Genomic DNA, 16,345 nt, shown 5'->3' on the forward strand with positions numbered 1-16,345 from the left:
TTGTCACGAACTCTTCCCTTCGAGCGGAGCGGCGGGTCCGCTCGAGTACGATCAGGCCGCCGGCTTCTGTGTCTAGGAGGCTCCCCGCTGCGGGAGCGCGGACGGGCGCGGTCACGAGCTCTGGTCCGGACGCGGAAGGGGCGCGGTCGCCGAACCAGGGGCGGCCGGAGCATCCACCGAGGACGGTCGCCCGTTCTCGGTGTCGTACGCCCCAGCCGGCGAGACGGCAGCGGCGGGGGCTGCGGGGCGCCGTGCCGCGGCCAGCGCAGCCTCCGACGGTGTCTTGCCGCCGGGAGTGAGGACGGGTTCGATTAGTGCGTCGCGGATGATGCGGCGGGGATCATACTGGCGAGGGTCGAGGCGCTTCCAGTCGACCTCGTCGAACTCCTCCCCCATCTGCTCCTTCAAGCGCCCCTGGGCGCTCTGGCCGAACTCGCGAACGCGTTTGACCAGGGCCGCCAGCTGTGCGGCCAGGCCCGGAAGCCGCTCCGGACCGATCAGCAGACCACCCACGACGGCGATCAAAATGACTTTCTCGATGGTCAGACCGAAGAACATGGCTCACCCCTCTAAGAGGACGGCGCGTCGCGACGCCCGCCGGTCGAACAGGATCGAGAGACCGGCCGCCCCCAGGAACAACAGCACGAGGATGCCGCCCAGCATCAGCATCGACACGATGTCCGCGGCCGGCGTGGCGAGCGCCGCGAACACGGTGATCACCACGATCGCAACGCGCCACCCGCGCAGGATGCTGCGGCCGGTCACCACCCCCAGGACGTTCAGTAGCACCAGTAGCACCGGCAGCAGGAACGCCACTCCCACCGCCAGTAGCAGCTTGAGGTAGAAGTCGAAGTAGGTCGCGGCGGTGAGCAGCTGGGCAGATCCGCCGGGCACGAAGCCTGCCATTAGCTCGACGGCGTGCGGCGCGATCGACAGCCCCACGGCCATCCCTGCCACGAACAACGGGATCGACACCGCGGTGAACCACAGTCCGTACCGGCGTTCGCGGCCACGCAGACCGGGCCAGACGAACAGAAACAGCTGCGAGACCCAGACGGGCATCGACGCGATCAGTCCCACAGCCAGGGCGATGCGCATGCGCATGTCGAAGGCCGCTGTGACGCTGTCGAAGTTGAGCGAGACGATCGCCTCCTGACGTTCGGCCAGGTCGTTCAGGGGTGCCGAGAGCACGCCGATGATCGCGTCCGAGAAGACGAACGCCACCACGGCGGCCACGAGGACCGATGCCGCCGCGACGGTACCGCGGCGGCGGAGCTCGCGTACGTGGTGCGAGAGAGGCATCTTTGCCCGCGCGCGCGGCGACGTTGCCATATCCGTTCTTTCCGAGGTGGTGAGTATTAGTCGCCGAGGTGTCCGGCGGGTCGGATGACGGACTCGCCCACGGACGGCTCTGCGGCCCGCTTAGTCGCGGACTCATCGCCGGCCGCACTGTCGACGATGACGACGTCCTCATCGCTCCGGATCTCGCGCTTGAAAAGCTTCGCGGACTGCCCCATGGACTTCGCCAGGGCGGGCAGACGGGACGCACCGAACAGCAGGAGGATCACGGCCAGAACGATGAGCAGGTGCCATCCGGTCATGTTTGCGAACATGTTCTCTTTCCTTTCGTTGGGTCGATCAGCACAGATCGAGGAAGGTGTCGAAGATGAGACTCCCGGCTTCGAGAGCGGCGACCGACACCCGTTCGTCGACCCCGTGGAACAACGCCGTGAAGTCCTCGGAGGGCGGGGACGGGAGCGGCACGAAGCCGTAGCAGCGGATTCCCAGGCGGTCCCAGGCTTTCGCGTCGGAGCCGCCGGAGACCAGGTAGGGGGCGACGGCGGCTTCGGGGTCGTGGATGCGCAGCGCCTCGCGCATCGCGTCCACAGCCCGTCCCTCGAAGGGATACTCGACCGCTCGATCAATGAAGGTACGGCGCACCGTAACCGTGGCCTCTTCTCCGGCCAGCCGATCCAGCTCCTCGAGGAACTGCTCCTGCTGACCGGGGAGGAACCGCCCGTCCACCGCAGCCGCCGCCGACCCGGGCACAACGTTGTGCTTGTACCCGGCGTCGAGCATCGTGACGTTCGTGTTGTTGCGGATAGCGGCCGAGAGCATGCGGGCCGTGGGACCGGTCTCCGCGAGGATCACATCGGGGTCGTCATTGTCGACGCCGCTGAGCTCACGGACGGTGTGCAGCAGCGCCTGCATGGTGGGCCCCGGATCGGCAGGCCAGCGGGTGGCCGCGACGCGACCGAGCGCCTTGACCAGGTGCTCGACGGCGTTGTCGGGCTGCCGCATCGACCCGTGACCGGCGGTTCCCTCGCTCTCGAAGTGCACCCAGGCGATGCCCTTCTCCCCCGACTCGATCAGGTAGAGCCGGCGGTCCGCGACGAACGTGGAGAACCCGCCGATCTCGCCGACGGCCTCCGTGCAGCCGTCGAACAGTGAGGAATGCTCGTCGACGAGCCAGTGCGCGCCGAACTTCCCGCCGGCCTCCTCGTCGGCGGTGAAGGCGAGGGTGATCGGCCGGTCGGGGATCCGTCCCGTGCGTGCGCGGTCGCGCACGACGGACAGCATCATCCCGAGGAAGTCCTTCATGTCGACGGCGCCGCGACCGTACAGGAAGCCGTCGTCGATCACCCCGCCGAACGGATCGAACCGCCAGTCGGCGGCTTCGGCCGGGACGACGTCGAGGTGGCCGTGCAGAAGCAGACCGCCCCGGTTCGAGGTGCGGTCACCCCAGTGCGCGACGACGCTGGTGCGCCCGGGCGCCGACTCGAAGAGCACGGGCTCGATACCCACCTCGCGCAGCAGCGCGGCCACGTGCCCCGCGGCGGCGCGCTCGCCGGGGCCGCGCCCGTCACCGTAGTTGCTGGTGTCGAATCGGATGAGGTCGGCGGCGATCTGGACCGCCTCGGCCGCGGGCCCCGGTGCGGCGCTCATGCGCGCCCCGCCCGGTGGGCGCTCAGCGCGGTGATGTGATGCGAGATCGGGGCCATGGCGCCTGCGGCGTCGAGATAAGTGCGGTAGCACTCCGCCAGCACCGCGGCGGCGCGATCGTCGGGCCGGCGCACGGCCCCCTCGCCGGACGGCGCGCGCACCGCGGCGCCCGCGAGCACGCAGGAGCCGTACGCGGCACTGCCGTCGTCGGCGATCACGACGGGGATGCCGGTAACGTCTGCAACGGTCTGCATCAGGATCGGGTTGGCCGAGCCGCCCCCGGCGGCGACGATGCGCTCGGGTCGCCGTCCGACCGTGTCGAGGATGTGGCGGAGACTGAAGGCCACCGCCTCCAGCGCAGCGCGGTAAACATGGCCTGCGGAGTGGGCGAGATCCAGGCCCAGGACCGCACCGCGCAGGTGCGGGTCCTCAACGGGCGAGCGCTCGCCGGAGAAGTAGGGGAGCACGATGACGCCATCGCTCCCGGGCCCGACGCGATCGGCTAGGGCGGTCAGCTCGGCGTGGGAGGAGCCGGTCAGCGCGGTCACCCAGGTCAGGAGTGCGCCCGCGGCGGCGGTGACCCCGCCGGTGTACCAGGTGCCGGCCACCACCCCGGGCGCGCTGCCGATGCCGGCCCCGATCACCGCGGCGTCGGTGATGAGGTTGACCGACAGGGTGGTCCCGAAGACGACCAGGCACTCCCCCGGCCGGCTGACGCCGCTGCCGATCACGTGCGCGGCGTAGTCGGTGGTCCCGGCGTGGATGGCCGTGCCGATGCGCAGGCCGGTGGCCTCGGCGGCTGCCGCGCTGATCCGGCCGATCAGCGCGTCGGGCTCGACGATCGCCGGAAGCTCGAGGTCGGGCATCCATCGCCGCACGTCCTTGGTGCGCCAGGCCGATCCGTCCGGTTCGGCCAGCGGATCCCACCAGCTCGCCGACACGCGGTCCAGGACGTAGCCGCCGCCGAGTCGGTGGGCGATGTAGTTGTGCGCGGTGAACACCCGGCGCACCCGCTCCCAGATCTCGGGCTCGTGCTCCTGGATCCACAGCAGCTTGGGGCCCACCGACTGTGTCGTGAGGCGGTCGCGGCGCACCGCGTCGTGTGCGAGCTCGGCGCGCATCGTCTCGATCTGCCGAGTGCTGCGCGTGTCGACTCCGTATAGGATTGCCGGCCGCAGCGGCCGTGCGTCCTCGTCGACGACGAGGACGCACGGCCCGAGGCCGCTCACGCTCACCGACACCACCCGGTCCGCCGCATCGCCCACGACCTCGCGCACAAGCCGCGTGATCGGCTCCCACCAGGTCGTGTCCGCGTCGTGTTCAGACTGCCCCGGAGCGGGGTGGGCGGTGCCGTGGGTCGCCGAGGCGTCGCGCAGCGGCCGACCGTTCGCGGTCGCGAGGGCGACCCTGGTGCCGGACGTGCCGATATCGATCCCGAGGATCAGCGGCGCCTGAGCGTTGGCGGCCATGTCAGCAGATCACCGCGACCTTGATGGCGTCTCCGGAGATCGCGCGATCGAGCGCCGCGTCCAGCTCGTTGAGCGGGAAGCGGTCGGTGATGTAATCGCTGAGGTCGATCCGGCCCGACTCGATGAGCTCCACGGCGTATCGGTAGTCCTCCAGGGTCGCGCCGGAGTTGCCGATCACGTCCTGCTGGCGGTAGTGAATCGTGTTCAGCGGGATGGTGCCGGTGCCATCGCCCCCGAAGCCGGCGAACAGGTTGACCAGACCGCCCTTGCGCGTAACCTCGATCGCCTCGGCGACGAGGCCGCCGTGACCGATGCAGATGATCGTCGAGTCCACGCCGATGCCGCCGGTGGCCGCGGCCACCGCCTCGGCCAGCGACTCGTTGATCGGGTCGACCGTCACGTGCGCGCCATGGCGACGGGCGAACTCGCGGCGCGAGGCGCTCGGCTCGGAGACGATGATCGTGCCCGCTCCGGCCAGCACCGCCAGCTCCAGGTGCAGCAGGCCGATCGGGCCGCCGCCGACGATGAGCACGGTCGAGCCGTCTTGGATGCGCGAGCGTGAGTGGCCGTGGTAGACGCAGGCCAGAGGCTCGGCGAGCGCGCTGATCTCGGGGGCCAGGGCGTCGGTGGTCTTCACGACCTGTCCGTTGGCCACGCCCAGGGCGGGAATCACCGTGTACTCGGCGAGCGCGCCGGAGATGCCGTAACCGAAGACCTCCATGTTGTCGCACAGGTTGGTCTCACCGGTCAGGCAGTACTCGCACACACCGCAGGTGAACCACGGAGCCAGCGACACGCGGTCGCCCGCGGCGTAGCCGGTCACGCCGTCGCCGACGGCGGCGATCTCGCCGGCGAGTTCGTGGCCGATGGTAGCGGGCCAGGCCACGCCTCCGGTCTTCTCGCCCTTCCAGACGCGCACATCCGACCCGCACAGGGTCACGGCGCGCACGCGGACGACGAGCTCGCCGGACGCGGGGGACGGCACGCCAACCTCCTTCAGTTCGAGCTCGAGGGGTTGGGGGAGCACGGTCTGGAGCATTCTTGCCTCTCTTGGGTTTGCTGCCGTCGCCTGATCAGCGATCGGTGCCGAGTTCGAATCCGTGGATGAGTCGCCGCTGAGCCATCCAGCCGATGATGATCGTGGGGACGGATGCCAGGACGCTGATCGCGGACAGCTTCGCCAGGAAGAGACCGCGGTTGGACTGGAAGCCGGAGAGGTAGACGGGGAGGGTTCCCGCGTCCACCGAGGTGAGGCTGACGGCGAGGAAGAATTCGTTCCACGCGAAGATCGCCACCAGCGCGGCGGTGGCCGCCAGGCTCGGGGCGACCATCGGCAGCGCGATGCGGAACATCTCGGTGCCCGTTCCGGCTCCGTCGATGCGCGCAGCCTCGAGGACCGACGGCGAGATCTCCAGCAGATACGCCCGCAGCAGCCACACCGCGATCGGCACGTTCATCCCGGTGTACAGCACGATCAGCAGCACGTGCGTGTCCAGCAGCCCGAGCGTGAGCGCCACGATGTACAGCGGCACCACGATGCCGCCGATGGGCATGAGCCGCGTCGAGAGAAGGAAGAACAGCACGTCGCGCCATCCGCGGATGGGCTTGACGGCGAGGGCGAACGCCAGCGGGAACGAAATCGCGATCGTCGCGATGGTGGTGATCAGCGTGATCACCACCGAGTTCGTGAGGTACCCCGCGAAGTCATCCTGAATCACGTCGGCGTAGTTCTGCAGCGTCGGCACGAAGAACAGCGCGGGCGGGGACTGCACCGCGTCCTGCTCGGTCTTGAAGCTGTTGAGCACGGTCCACAGGAACGGGGCCGTTACCACGAGCACGACGACCCAGACGGCCACGACGTGCAGGGTCGTTCGCAGCGGGTGCCTGCCGCTGCGGCGGGCGGATGTCAGAGCGGTCATCGGCCACCTCCGGACTGGAAGGATCGTGTGAACAATCGAAGGACGACGAGGGCGATCGGGATCGTCACGATCACGATGAGCACACCCATCGCCGACGACAGCCCCACGTCGAATCCACGGAACGCGGTGTTGTACAGGAGATAGGGGATCGTGGTCGTCGCGTTGCCGGGTCCGCCCTGAGTCATCAGCACGATCGGGTCGATCAGCTGCGAGATGAAGATCGCGCTGAGCAGGCCGGCGATCTCGATGTAGGGGCGCAAGTGCGGAAGCGTGATGTAGCGGAAGACCTGACCGCGGTTGGCACCGTCCAGGCGCGCCGCCTCGAGCACGGACTCGTCCTGGCTCTGCAGGCCCGCCAGGAGGATGACCATCGCGAAGGGGACCCACTGCCACGCCGAGACGACGATGACAGACAGGAGCGGCTGCTGACTGGTCCAGTCGATCGGCGCCACCCCGAAGAAGCCCAGGATGCCGTTGATGAGGCCGAACGTCGGGTGCAGCATCGAGTTCTTCCACATCAGCGCCGAGGCCGCGGCCGGGACGAGGAAGGGGATGAACAGCAGCGTCCGCGCGGCGCCGCGCGAGGGGAATTTGCCGTTGACCATAGCGGCCAGGGCGAGACCGCCGATGAGCACGATGGCCAGCGCGACCAGCGTGATCACGACGGAGTTGACGATGGCAGGCCCGAAGGAGCCGATGGTGAACACCGTCGCGTAGTTCTCGAAACCGACGAAGGCGCGGTTGCCCGGCTGCGTGAGGTTCCATCGCTGCAGGCTGTACCAGATCGTGATCAGGAACGGCACCTGCGTGATGATCACCATGAATGAGATGGCGACGATGATGAAGACCCGTAGCGGATGCTTGCGCAGTGGCACCTCATCGGGCTGGATGTCCGGCTGCCGCCGGGAGGAGCGACGAGCTTTGCTCGCCGCCCCTCCGGCGCGACGGGACTTCTGTTGGATAACAGTGGTTGTCGAGAGAGTCATGCGAGATGGGTGCTCAGCCGTTCCACAGACCGCTCTGCTTCATGGCGCTTTCTGCCGCTGCTTGAGCGGCTTCGGCTGCAGCTTGCGCCGACGAGCCGTCGGCAACGGCCGCGGTCAGGGGCGCGGTCATCTGCAGGTTGAAGTCCCACCAGTTCGGGTGGTCGAAGTACGAGACCGGGCGACCCGGCGCAGTGGGCTTCAGGATGATTTCGGACTCGGGCGCGCTGCCGAGGTCGAACGACTTCAGCGTGATGTCAGCGTTCGGGGTCGCGGCGACGTACTCCGGGATCTCGTACAGCGACTTGCGGGTTCCGGGAGGAACGGTGTTCCAGCCGGTGTCGTCGGCGACGAGTTTGAGGTAGTCCAGCGACGTCGCCCACGAGATGTAGCGCCACGTGGCCTCCTTTTGCTTCGACGAGGACAGGATCGACAGCGCCCACGACCAGAAGTTGCCGCCGAAGTTCGTTTCCGCGTGCGGAGCCAGCGCGTAGCCGAGCTTGCCTGCGACCGAGCTTTGCGACGGGTCCTCGAGGGTGGCACCGGCCACCGTCGAGTCGATCCACATGGCCGACTGGCCCTGGCTCATCGACGCGAGCGCCTCCGTGTACCCTGCCGTGGCGACACCGGGCTGGCCGGTCTCCTGCAGCAGGGTCACGTAGTCGACGATGGCAGTGAGCGTCGGCTCCTCCAGGAGCGTCGGAGCCCAGTCCGGCGCGAGGATGCGACCCCCGTAGGTTGACACCATCGGCAGGAGCGGGGTGAGAATCTCTCCGGCGATGCCGCGCATCGTGGTGCCGGTCAGCGTCTTGCCGTCGATCGACTGGCCGTTGAGCTGGCGGGCGAGGGCGAGCACCTCGGTCCACGTCGGTGCGTCCGGCACGACGATGCCCATCGAGTCGGTGAGATCCTTGCGGTACATCAGGCACGCGGACTCGCCGTAGATCGGCGCACCGTAGAGCTTGTCGTCGGCCGACAGGTACGACCGCGTCATCGGCACGAGATCGTCGAGGTCGTACGAGGAGTCGGCGGAGGCCATCTCCTCGAGCGGCTCGAGCCAGCCGTTCTTCGACCACACCGCGACCTCGTACGGGCCGATGACGACGGCGTCGAACTCGCCGGCGTTGGTGGACACGTCGCGCGTGACGCGCTGGCGCAGCTCCGTCTCGGGCAGCGTCAGGAAGTTGATCGAGACGTCGGGGTTCGCCTTCTCGAACACGCTCTTGGTGTACTGCTCGAGAGTGGTCGTCAGCGGGTTGGCGACGTTCGCGATGGTGATCGTCGTCTTGCCTCCACCGCCGGAACCCGACGGCGCGCAGGCGGCAAGGGTGGGCGCGATGGCGGCCGCGCCGCCGACGACGAGCGCGCTCTGAAGCACGGCGCGACGACTGGTGACGACGGATGACAGCTGGACCAACGGGCGATTCTGTTGAGACATCTTTGACTCCTTCGGAGTTGGTGGAGTGATTGGGAGATGAGGTGCGGTTTCTTCGGTTTCGGGTCGTTCGTTCGGTTTCTTCGGTTTCGGGTCGTTCGTTCGGTTTCGCGTCGCGTCGGGTATAGATCGGTGTGCGTCGCCGTAACGACGCGGATCCGCGGGCTGTGTGTCAGCCCGGGAGGTCTGCGGAGTGGAATAGCTCCTCGGCGCGGGCCGCATCACGATGATGCACCGCGGCCTTGAGACCCTCCACGGCTGCAACCATGTTCGGCCGGCTCCAAATGTTGCGGCCGATGGCCACGCCCAGTGCTCCCGCGTCCATCCACTCGACGATCGCCGAGCCGATTCCGCCTCCGGACTGCGGGGCGCCTCCGAGCACCCAGACGGGTAGACCCGTGTGGCTGATGATCTCGCTGAGGATCTCGGGGCGGGACGGGGCGGGCAGCTTGAGGATCGTGGCGCCCAACTCGGTAGCCTGACGAGCCGCATGACGGATCATCTCGTCGTCAACCTTCTCGAGGTGCGCGCCCCAGAAAGCGGGCTCGATCATGAAGGGCAGACCGAGCTCCTCGCACTCCGCCGCCGTGCGACCAAGCAGCGATGTCGCCTCGGCGAGCGCCTCGGTGTCGCCGAGGCCGAGCGGCAGGATCATTTTCGCCGCGACCGCTCCGTGACGTAGAACCCACTCGGGGGAGACTGCGCGACGGGCGTGGGTGAGGGGGTGGTCGACGCCGGGGAGGGCTCCGAAGGTGCCGCCGTCGAGGGTGGCGATGACACGCGGCGCACCGGGGTGGGCCAGCAGCGGGGAGAGCTGGCGCAGGAGACCGGGTCCGATGAGGATCCCGTCGATGTCGGAGACAGCGAGCGCCTCGATGATGCCGCGCGCGTCTTCGCCCCCGGGGACCATTCCGTTGAACCCATGATCGAACGCAACCACCGCGGACGTCCCGTACTCGGAATTGCGTAACTGGTTGATACGAACTGCGATGCCGCTCATTGTCCTCCTTGGCGTGCTTCCCGTCCGGGAACTGAACAACTATGGACATTTTTAGCCCTTTCTGTCCAGCCGAATCGGCCAACCGATCGTGTGAAGACCCTTAAATAGACACTCGCGAAATCTGTTACATGGTCGAAACGGACTGTAAATTGCCCGGAAACACGCCGCTCATCCGCACGAGCCGCCCTTCGTGGCGCCCGCATAACGCACTTCGATTAAGTTGCAAATATGGAAACTCTGCTTGTCTCGTCACCGACACGAAGGGATCTTTCTTGCATCGCACGGCACCGGTCGGCGACCACCCGAGGGAGGACCAGATGAAGTACGGGATCATCGAGCAGGGCTACGTCCGAAGGGACGCCGACCCGTTCGAGCGCGTGCGCCAGCTCGTGACCGAGGCTCAGCAGGCAGACAAGTACGGCTTCACCTCGTTCGCTGTGTCGGAGCAGCACTTCAAGTTCCCCACCAACTCCACCGGCGCACTCGATGTCATCCTCCCGTGGGTGGCGGCGACCACGGACCTGCGGATGCTGCCGTCGGCGGCCATCCTGTCGCTGCACCACCCGCTCGCGATCGCGGAGCGTTGGGCGACGATAGACGTGCTGTCCGAGGGACGCCTGGATTTCGCCGTCGGTCGCGGCAACACCCCGAAGACCGCCTCCGCGTTCCAGATCCCCCACGCCGAGACCAACGCCCGCACGATGGAGTCCCTAGACATCATCTTCCGCGCCTGGTCGGGCGAGGAGTTCTCCTACAAGGGCGACTTCTGGGAGTTCGAGGACATCCGGGTGCACCCGATCCCGGCGCAGCGTCCGCACCCGCGCGTCTCGCTCGCCGCGGTGAGCCCAGGATCTGCGGCCCTGGCCGGAAAGCACCAGCTCGGCTACCTGGGCGGCATGCATTGGCTGCGCTGGGCGCAGGTGCACGACCGCGTCAACGCCTACAACGAGGCGTGGGAAACCGGCACGCCGTTCGAGTACGCGCAGCCGCTGCACCACATCTCGCTGCAGGTGCCCACGCACGTGGCGAAGACCGACAAGCTCGCCCGCGAGCAGGTTGAGTTCGGCATCGTCGAGTACGCCAACCGCGCGATGAAGCAAGACATCCTCAACCACCAGCTGACCTACGGCACGGACTCCGGCATGGACACGACCGGCGAGTTCTACGACAACTTCGACGGCCTCCTCGACCTGACGTCGATGATCGTCGGAAGCCCGCAGCTCGCGATCGACAAGCTGCTGCGCGTGCACGAGGAGTACGACATCGACGAGATCATCTTCCACCTCGACTACGCGAAGCACGACGAGCTCCTCGAGTGCATCCGCCTACTCGGCGAGGAGGTCCTCCCGGTCGTGGAGAAGGAGACCGCGCGCAACCCGCGTCCGGCACGCACCCTCGCCACCAGCACGGTCGCCTCGGTCAGCTGATCATGTCCGCCCTCGACCTCTCCGCGCGGGCGCTCGTCGCCGCGACCTCTACGGGCGAACTCTCGCCCGTAGAGGTCATCGACGACCTCGCCCGCAGGGTGTCGGGGGTGGCCACCGAGCTCAATCCGTTCCTCGCGATCGACCTGGACACCGCCCGGGATACCGCGCGCTCCCTCCAGGAGCGGCCGCCGGAGGAGCGCGGAGCGCTCCACGGGCTTCCGCTTCCGCTGAAGGACCTGGAGCGCACGGCCGACCTGCCCACCACGTTCGGCCTCTCCTTCCCCCTCGCTCCCGACGCCCCCCGCACGGACGGCTCGTTCGCAGCACGAGCGCGAGCCGCCGGTGCGATTCTTTACGCCAAGACCAACACATCGGCGTTTGGGCACAAGGACGTCACCGAGAATCTCATCGTCGGCGCGACCACGAACCCGTGGGACACCACCCGCACGCCGGGCGGATCCAGCGGCGGATCAGCGGCCCTCGTGGCCGCGGGCGTTGCTCCGGTGGCGCACGGCACGGATGCCGGCGGCTCGGTGCGGTTCCCGGCCAGCATGGTGGGCGTCGTGGGTTTCAAGCCCTCCTTCGGCCGCCTCCCCCGCATTCCCGCCCCCGACCTGTGGGCTGCGCGGGGACACCACGGCTTCCTCGCCAACGACGTCGCAGACATCGCATTCTTGATGGACGCGCTGTCGGGGCAGGATCTGCGCGACCCGCTCTCCCCCGCCGGCTCGTGGCGCGCTCTGCCTGCCGCGAAGGCACCTCGGGCGCTCTACGTCGAGACCATGTTCGGCCAGGATGTCGACGTCGACGTCCGCCGGGTGATGGACGAGGCGATCGACGCCCTCGTCGAGGCGGGCGTTGACATACGCCGAGGCCGGATCGAGTGGGACGACCCGATCGCCGACGGGAACATCCCGATGGTGGCTCGGGAGTGGCGACTGCTCGGCGCGCGTGCCGAGCGCGAACCCGAGCTGTTCGACGCGTCGCACCTCGAGCAGATCCGCGCGGGCGCGGCGGTGACCGCCGACGACCTGATGCGCGCGCAGGAGTCGCGCACGAAGCTGTACGGCGCCGCGGCGGCGCTGTTCGAGGACTACGAGCTGCTGCTGATGCCCACCATGCCGCTGACGGCCTGGCGCTGGGACGACGAGCACCCTGCCATCAACGGCGTGCCCACCGAGCGCGGCCCCGGCGGCCGCTGGATGGACGTGCTCCTGGGAAACCTCACCGGGTGGCCGGCGATCTCGGTGCCGTGCGGTTGGAGCAAGGGCCTCCCCGTCGGCCTGCACATCACCGCCGCCCCCCTCCACGACTTCGCGTGCATCGATGCCGCCGCACGTTTCGAAGAGATCCTGCAGTTCACCCGCCCTGCGCTCCCCGCTCAGGCCGCGACGAAGAGATGAGGACAAGGAAGATGACAATCATGGTCGAAACCCACAGCGTCGAACTCAGCGGCCGTGCCCTGCGCGACGCCTTCGCCCAGTTCCCTAGCGGAGTGGTAGCCATCGCCGCCGAGATCGACGGCGTCGCCGTGGGCATGGCGGCGAGCACCTTCGCCCCGGTTTCGCTCGAGCCCCCGCTGGGCGGCGTGTTCATCGCCAACAGCTCGTCGACCTGGCCGAAGCTGCGGGAGGCGCGCACCCTGGGCGTCAGCATCCTTAGCTCCACCCACTCCCTGGCCGCACGCAAGCTCGCCGGGCCTGCCGTGTCGCGCTTCGACGGCGTGACCACCAGCCTCGGACACGGCGACGCCCTCTTCATCGACGAGACGCCCCTCGTGCTCGAAGTCGACATCGAGAGCGAGACGCCTGCCGGCGACCACTTTCTGGCGCTGCTGCGCATCCGTTCGGTGCAGGTGCGCGACGAGCACTCCGCGCTGCTGTTCCACCGCAGCGCCCTGACCGGCTTCACGCCCACGGTGGACGCTCCGTGATCATCACATGGGTCGGCTTCGGCGCCATGGGACTGCCGATGGCGAGCAGACTCGCCGCGGCCGGCCACATCGTCTTCGGCCGTGCATCCTCGCCGCAGAAGAAGGCCACGCTGAAAGACGCCGGGATCTCGTTGACCGACGACCTGCAGCGCTCCGTCCACGAGTCCGACCTGGTCGTATCGATGGTGCCCGGCCCGCAGGAGGTGCGAGACGTGTGGACCGGCGCCGAGGGGCTGCTGGCGCACATGAAGACGGGCGCGGTTGCGGTGGACATGTCCACCGTTGGCGCCGACACCGCCCTCGAACTGCATGCGGCTGGCGCCGACCACGGCGTGCCCGTGCTGGACTGCCCCGTCTCGGGCGGTGTCAACGGCGCCGCGAACGGCGCTTTGACGATCTTCACCGGCGGAGATCCCGACGCGGTCGCCGCCGCCGCCCCGGCGCTGGAGACGCTCGGGACCATCATCGCGTGCGGTGCGCCGGGCGCCGGCCAGCAGGCGAAGCTGGTGAATCAGGTCGTGGTCACCGCCAACACCTACGGGCTGTGCCTGGCCTACGCCCTCACCGAGCGCTCCGGGATCGACACCGAGCTGATGTTCTCCGCCCTGACCGGCGGCGCGGCGGACGGCCGACTCCTGCGGCTGGAATGGCCGCTGCTGCAGGCCAACGATCTGAGCACCGGGTTCGCCATTTCGCACATGGTGAAGGACATCTCGCTGCTGGCGCCCCTGCTGACCTCCGCGGGACTGTCGGCTACCGTCGTGGCCGGGATCGCCGATCAGTTCCGCGCCACCGGCGAGGCGCTCGGCACCCAGTCCGGCACCCAGGCGCTCGCCCGCCATCTCATTGACACCGCACACCCGACCTCGACCCGCAAGGACCTGCCATGACTGACATCGTCGGCTTCATGCCCGCCCCTTTCGCCTCCGACGACACAATCGACCGCGCGCAGCTGCGCGACCTCTCCTCTTCGCTCGCCGAGCACGGCGTGCATCCCGCCGTGCTCGGCGGGATGGGCGAGTTCTACGCGCTCGACCTCGCCGAGGCGACCGCGTGCATGGAGGCGGCGGTCGAAGGAGCGGCCGGACGCGCTCCGGTCGTCGCCGGCATTGGCCACGACACCCGCACCGCCGCGGCCCTCGGCCGTGCGGCCGCCGCCAGCGGCGTGGGCCTCATCGTCGCCAATCCGATCTACTACGCCAACCCGTCCTACCGCGGCTACGCCGAGCACATCCGCGCGATCGCGGGCGAGTCGGGCCTGCCGGTGATCATCTACAGCGCACCCAGCTATCCGGCCACCGACGAGCTCATCGGCACGATGACCGACATCGAGGGCTTCGCCGGCGTCAAGGAGGAGTTCTACGGGATCCCCGAGACAGCGGAGCGGATCACCCGTTGGGGCGACCGCCTGCTGTGGTGGGGCGTCGGCGAGCAGGTGGGCTGCGATTTCGCCGAGGTCGGTGCCTCGACCGTGACGACCTCGCTGGCCAACGTCGACCCCTCGGCCGCGGTCGCCTACATCTCTGCGAGACTGGCAGGCGAGGCGAGCGACCCGCTCGCCGAAGAACTGGTCATCGCGTGGGAGGCGTCCATGATCGCGAGCCCGGAAGGCGTTCCGTCCTTCCTCACCGAGGCGATGCGCCAGCACGCCGGATGGTCTGATGCCGTGCGCCTGCCGCTGCTTCCCGTCGCCGACGAGGGCACCCGAGCGGCGATCGCCGAGATCCTCGCGAAGAGCCGCCTGCGCACCGCACAGCTGGCGGGAGCCCTCGCATGAGCTTCGTCGACACGATGACCTTCGGGCTTGGCTCCCCCTCCCGAACGGGCGACGCCGTCACGCTGCGCGTCGCCGGTGAAGGCACCGTTCTGGCCGAGGTCACGCTCGCCAGCGTCAACGACGTCCGCACCGCCGCCCGCACCGCACGCAAGGAGCAGCGCGGATGGGCCTCAACCCCGATCGCCGAGCGCGCCGAGGTGCTCGCGCGTGCGGAGGCGCTTCTGCTCGAGCACGCCGACGAGCTGCAGGTGGGCATCGCCCGCGAGACGGGCAGCGTCTTCGGCAAAGCCCGCGTCGAGATCGACGGCAGCGTAAACGAGTTGCGTGCCGGCCGTGCCCTGGCCTCCATCCCCGACGGCGAGGTGTACCCCAGCCCGCTCGGCTCGCTCAGTTACAGCCGCCGCATCCCGGTCGGAGTGGTCGGCCTCATCACCCCGTGGAATTTCCCGGTGGCCCTCGCGATGCGCGTCATCGCTCCGGCACTGGTGCTGGGCAACGCGGTCGTGCTCAAGCCGGACACTCAGACGCCGATCTCCGGCGGAGACATGCTCGTCTCGCTGTTCCTCAAGGCGGGGCTGCCGGCCGGACTGCTGCAGTCGGTGCCCGGCGGGCCCGTCGTCGGCGAGGCGCTGGTCTCCAACCCCGACGTGGACATGATCTCCTTCACCGGCTCCACGGCTGCCGGACGCAAGGTCGGAGCCCTGGCCGGCTCTCTCCTCAAGCGCGTCAGTCTCGAGCTCGGCGGCAACAATCCGATGATCGTGCTGGACTCGGTCGACATCGACAGCGCCGCCGAGGCCGGTGCCGCGGGGTCGTTCACCCATCAGGGCCAAATCTGTATGAGCACGGGCCGCCACATCGTGCACGAGTCCGTGGCCGACGCCTACGCCACCGCGCTCGTTTCTCAGGCGGCGACTCTGCGACTCGGGGCCACCTCCGACCCCGAGACCACGATGGGCCCGATAATCAACCAGGCGCAGATCGACCGCGTCGCCGATATCGTCGACCGCTCAGTCGCGATGGGGGCGACCGTGCTGACCGGGGGCACGGCGCAGGGCCAGTACTACCCGCCGACCGTGCTGACCGGTGTGACGCCAGACATGCCCGCCTTCTCCGAGGAGATCTTCGGTCCGGTGGCCGTGGTGAGCACGTTCTCATCCGACGAGGAGGCCGTGACCCGCGCCAACTCCGGTGAGTACGGGCTGTCGGCCGCCGTGTTCGGCAGCGACCTCGCGCGCGCACGTCGTCTGGCGCTACAGCTGCGCGCCGGTATGGTGCACATCAACTCCATTACGATCACCGACACCGCCGTCACGCCCATGGGCGGCCACGGCTCGTCGGGCAACGGCGGCGCCGTGGGCGGTCTGTCCAACGTCGAGGAGTACACGCAGGTGCGCTGGTACACCGAGCAGGACAAGCCGTTCGACGCCTCGTTCTGACCGCGGACCCGGGGCTCGGG

Annotated in this window: 16 protein-coding genes; 6 read left to right on the forward strand and 10 right to left on the reverse strand. The window is 68.6% G+C overall.

Features of this window, described 5'->3' with window-relative positions:
* Positions 1-111: 111 nt before the first annotated feature.
* The 10 genes from KZC50_RS01425 to KZC50_RS01470 all read right to left on the reverse strand — a co-directional run bounded on the left by KZC50_RS01425 (position 112) and on the right by KZC50_RS01470 (position 9,749).
* On the reverse strand, positions 112-558 hold the full coding sequence (locus tag KZC50_RS01425) for a twin-arginine translocase TatA/TatE family subunit (RefSeq protein ID WP_310890352.1): 447 nt from the start codon (positions 556-558) through the stop codon (positions 112-114).
* Positions 559-561: 3 nt separating this feature from the next.
* A complete protein-coding gene (gene tatC, locus KZC50_RS01430; RefSeq protein ID WP_310890353.1) occupies positions 562-1,302 on the reverse strand; it encodes a twin-arginine translocase subunit TatC in 741 nt (246 codons plus the stop codon).
* Positions 1,303-1,358: 56 nt separating this feature from the next.
* A complete protein-coding gene (gene tatA, locus KZC50_RS01435; protein WP_310890354.1) occupies positions 1,359-1,613 on the reverse strand; it encodes a twin-arginine translocase TatA/TatE family subunit in 255 nt (84 codons plus the stop codon).
* Positions 1,614-1,638: 25 nt separating this feature from the next.
* On the reverse strand, positions 1,639-2,946 hold the full coding sequence (locus KZC50_RS01440; protein ID WP_310890355.1) for a M20/M25/M40 family metallo-hydrolase: 1,308 nt from the start codon (positions 2,944-2,946) through the stop codon (positions 1,639-1,641).
* Positions 2,943-4,412: an FGGY-family carbohydrate kinase gene (locus KZC50_RS01445; RefSeq protein ID WP_310890356.1), complete on the reverse strand. Its 1,470-nt coding sequence runs from the start codon at positions 4,410-4,412 to the stop codon at positions 2,943-2,945. Before KZC50_RS01445 ends, KZC50_RS01440 begins: the two co-directional genes overlap by 4 nt.
* Before the next feature lies 1 nt (position 4,413).
* A complete protein-coding gene (locus tag KZC50_RS01450; protein ID WP_310890357.1) occupies positions 4,414-5,439 on the reverse strand; it encodes an alcohol dehydrogenase catalytic domain-containing protein in 1,026 nt (341 codons plus the stop codon).
* Positions 5,440-5,485: 46 nt separating this feature from the next.
* Positions 5,486-6,331 (reverse strand): carbohydrate ABC transporter permease, encoded by an 846-nt coding sequence (locus KZC50_RS01455; RefSeq protein WP_310890358.1) that lies wholly within the window; start codon positions 6,329-6,331, stop codon positions 5,486-5,488.
* Positions 6,328-7,317 (reverse strand): carbohydrate ABC transporter permease, encoded by a 990-nt coding sequence (locus tag KZC50_RS01460; protein WP_310890359.1) that lies wholly within the window; start codon positions 7,315-7,317, stop codon positions 6,328-6,330. Before KZC50_RS01460 ends, KZC50_RS01455 begins: the two co-directional genes overlap by 4 nt.
* Positions 7,318-7,330: 13 nt before the next feature.
* Entirely contained in the window at positions 7,331-8,752 is a 1,422-nt protein-coding gene (locus KZC50_RS01465) for an extracellular solute-binding protein (protein ID WP_310890360.1), read from the reverse strand.
* 169 nt (positions 8,753-8,921) lie between these two features.
* Positions 8,922-9,749, reverse strand: coding sequence for a class I fructose-bisphosphate aldolase (locus KZC50_RS01470; RefSeq protein ID WP_310890361.1), 828 nt, complete (start codon positions 9,747-9,749; stop codon positions 8,922-8,924).
* Positions 9,750-10,021: 272 nt separating this feature from the next.
* On the opposite strand from KZC50_RS01470, the gene KZC50_RS01475 reads away from it, so the two are divergent.
* The 6 genes from KZC50_RS01475 to KZC50_RS01500 are packed head-to-tail and all read left to right on the forward strand — an operon-like array spanning position 10,022 to position 16,325.
* On the forward strand, positions 10,022-11,176 hold the full coding sequence (locus KZC50_RS01475) for an LLM class flavin-dependent oxidoreductase (protein WP_310890362.1): 1,155 nt from the start codon (positions 10,022-10,024) through the stop codon (positions 11,174-11,176).
* Between the two features lie 2 nt (positions 11,177-11,178).
* Entirely contained in the window at positions 11,179-12,579 is a 1,401-nt protein-coding gene (locus tag KZC50_RS01480) for an amidase (RefSeq protein WP_310890363.1), read from the forward strand.
* Between the two features lie 20 nt (positions 12,580-12,599).
* Positions 12,600-13,109, forward strand: a complete 510-nt coding sequence (locus KZC50_RS01485) for a flavin reductase family protein (protein WP_310890364.1) — start codon at positions 12,600-12,602, stop codon at positions 13,107-13,109.
* The gene (locus KZC50_RS01490) at positions 13,106-13,999 is read left to right on the forward strand and encodes an NAD(P)-dependent oxidoreductase (RefSeq protein ID WP_310890365.1); all 894 of its coding nucleotides are present in this window, start codon (positions 13,106-13,108) and stop codon (positions 13,997-13,999) included. Before KZC50_RS01485 ends, KZC50_RS01490 begins: the two co-directional genes overlap by 4 nt.
* Entirely contained in the window at positions 13,996-14,886 is an 891-nt protein-coding gene (locus tag KZC50_RS01495; protein ID WP_310890366.1) for a dihydrodipicolinate synthase family protein, read from the forward strand. The genes KZC50_RS01490 and KZC50_RS01495 overlap by 4 nt, the downstream gene beginning before the upstream one ends.
* Complete coding sequence (locus KZC50_RS01500) at positions 14,883-16,325, forward strand: aldehyde dehydrogenase family protein (RefSeq protein ID WP_310890367.1); 1,443 nt, start codon at positions 14,883-14,885, stop codon at positions 16,323-16,325. The genes KZC50_RS01495 and KZC50_RS01500 overlap by 4 nt, the downstream gene beginning before the upstream one ends.
* Positions 16,326-16,345: the final 20 nt, after the last annotated feature.

The sequence above is a fragment of the Microbacterium aurantiacum genome, assembly GCF_031625015.1.
Classification (GTDB): Bacteria; Actinomycetota; Actinomycetes; order Actinomycetales; family Microbacteriaceae; genus Microbacterium; species Microbacterium aurantiacum.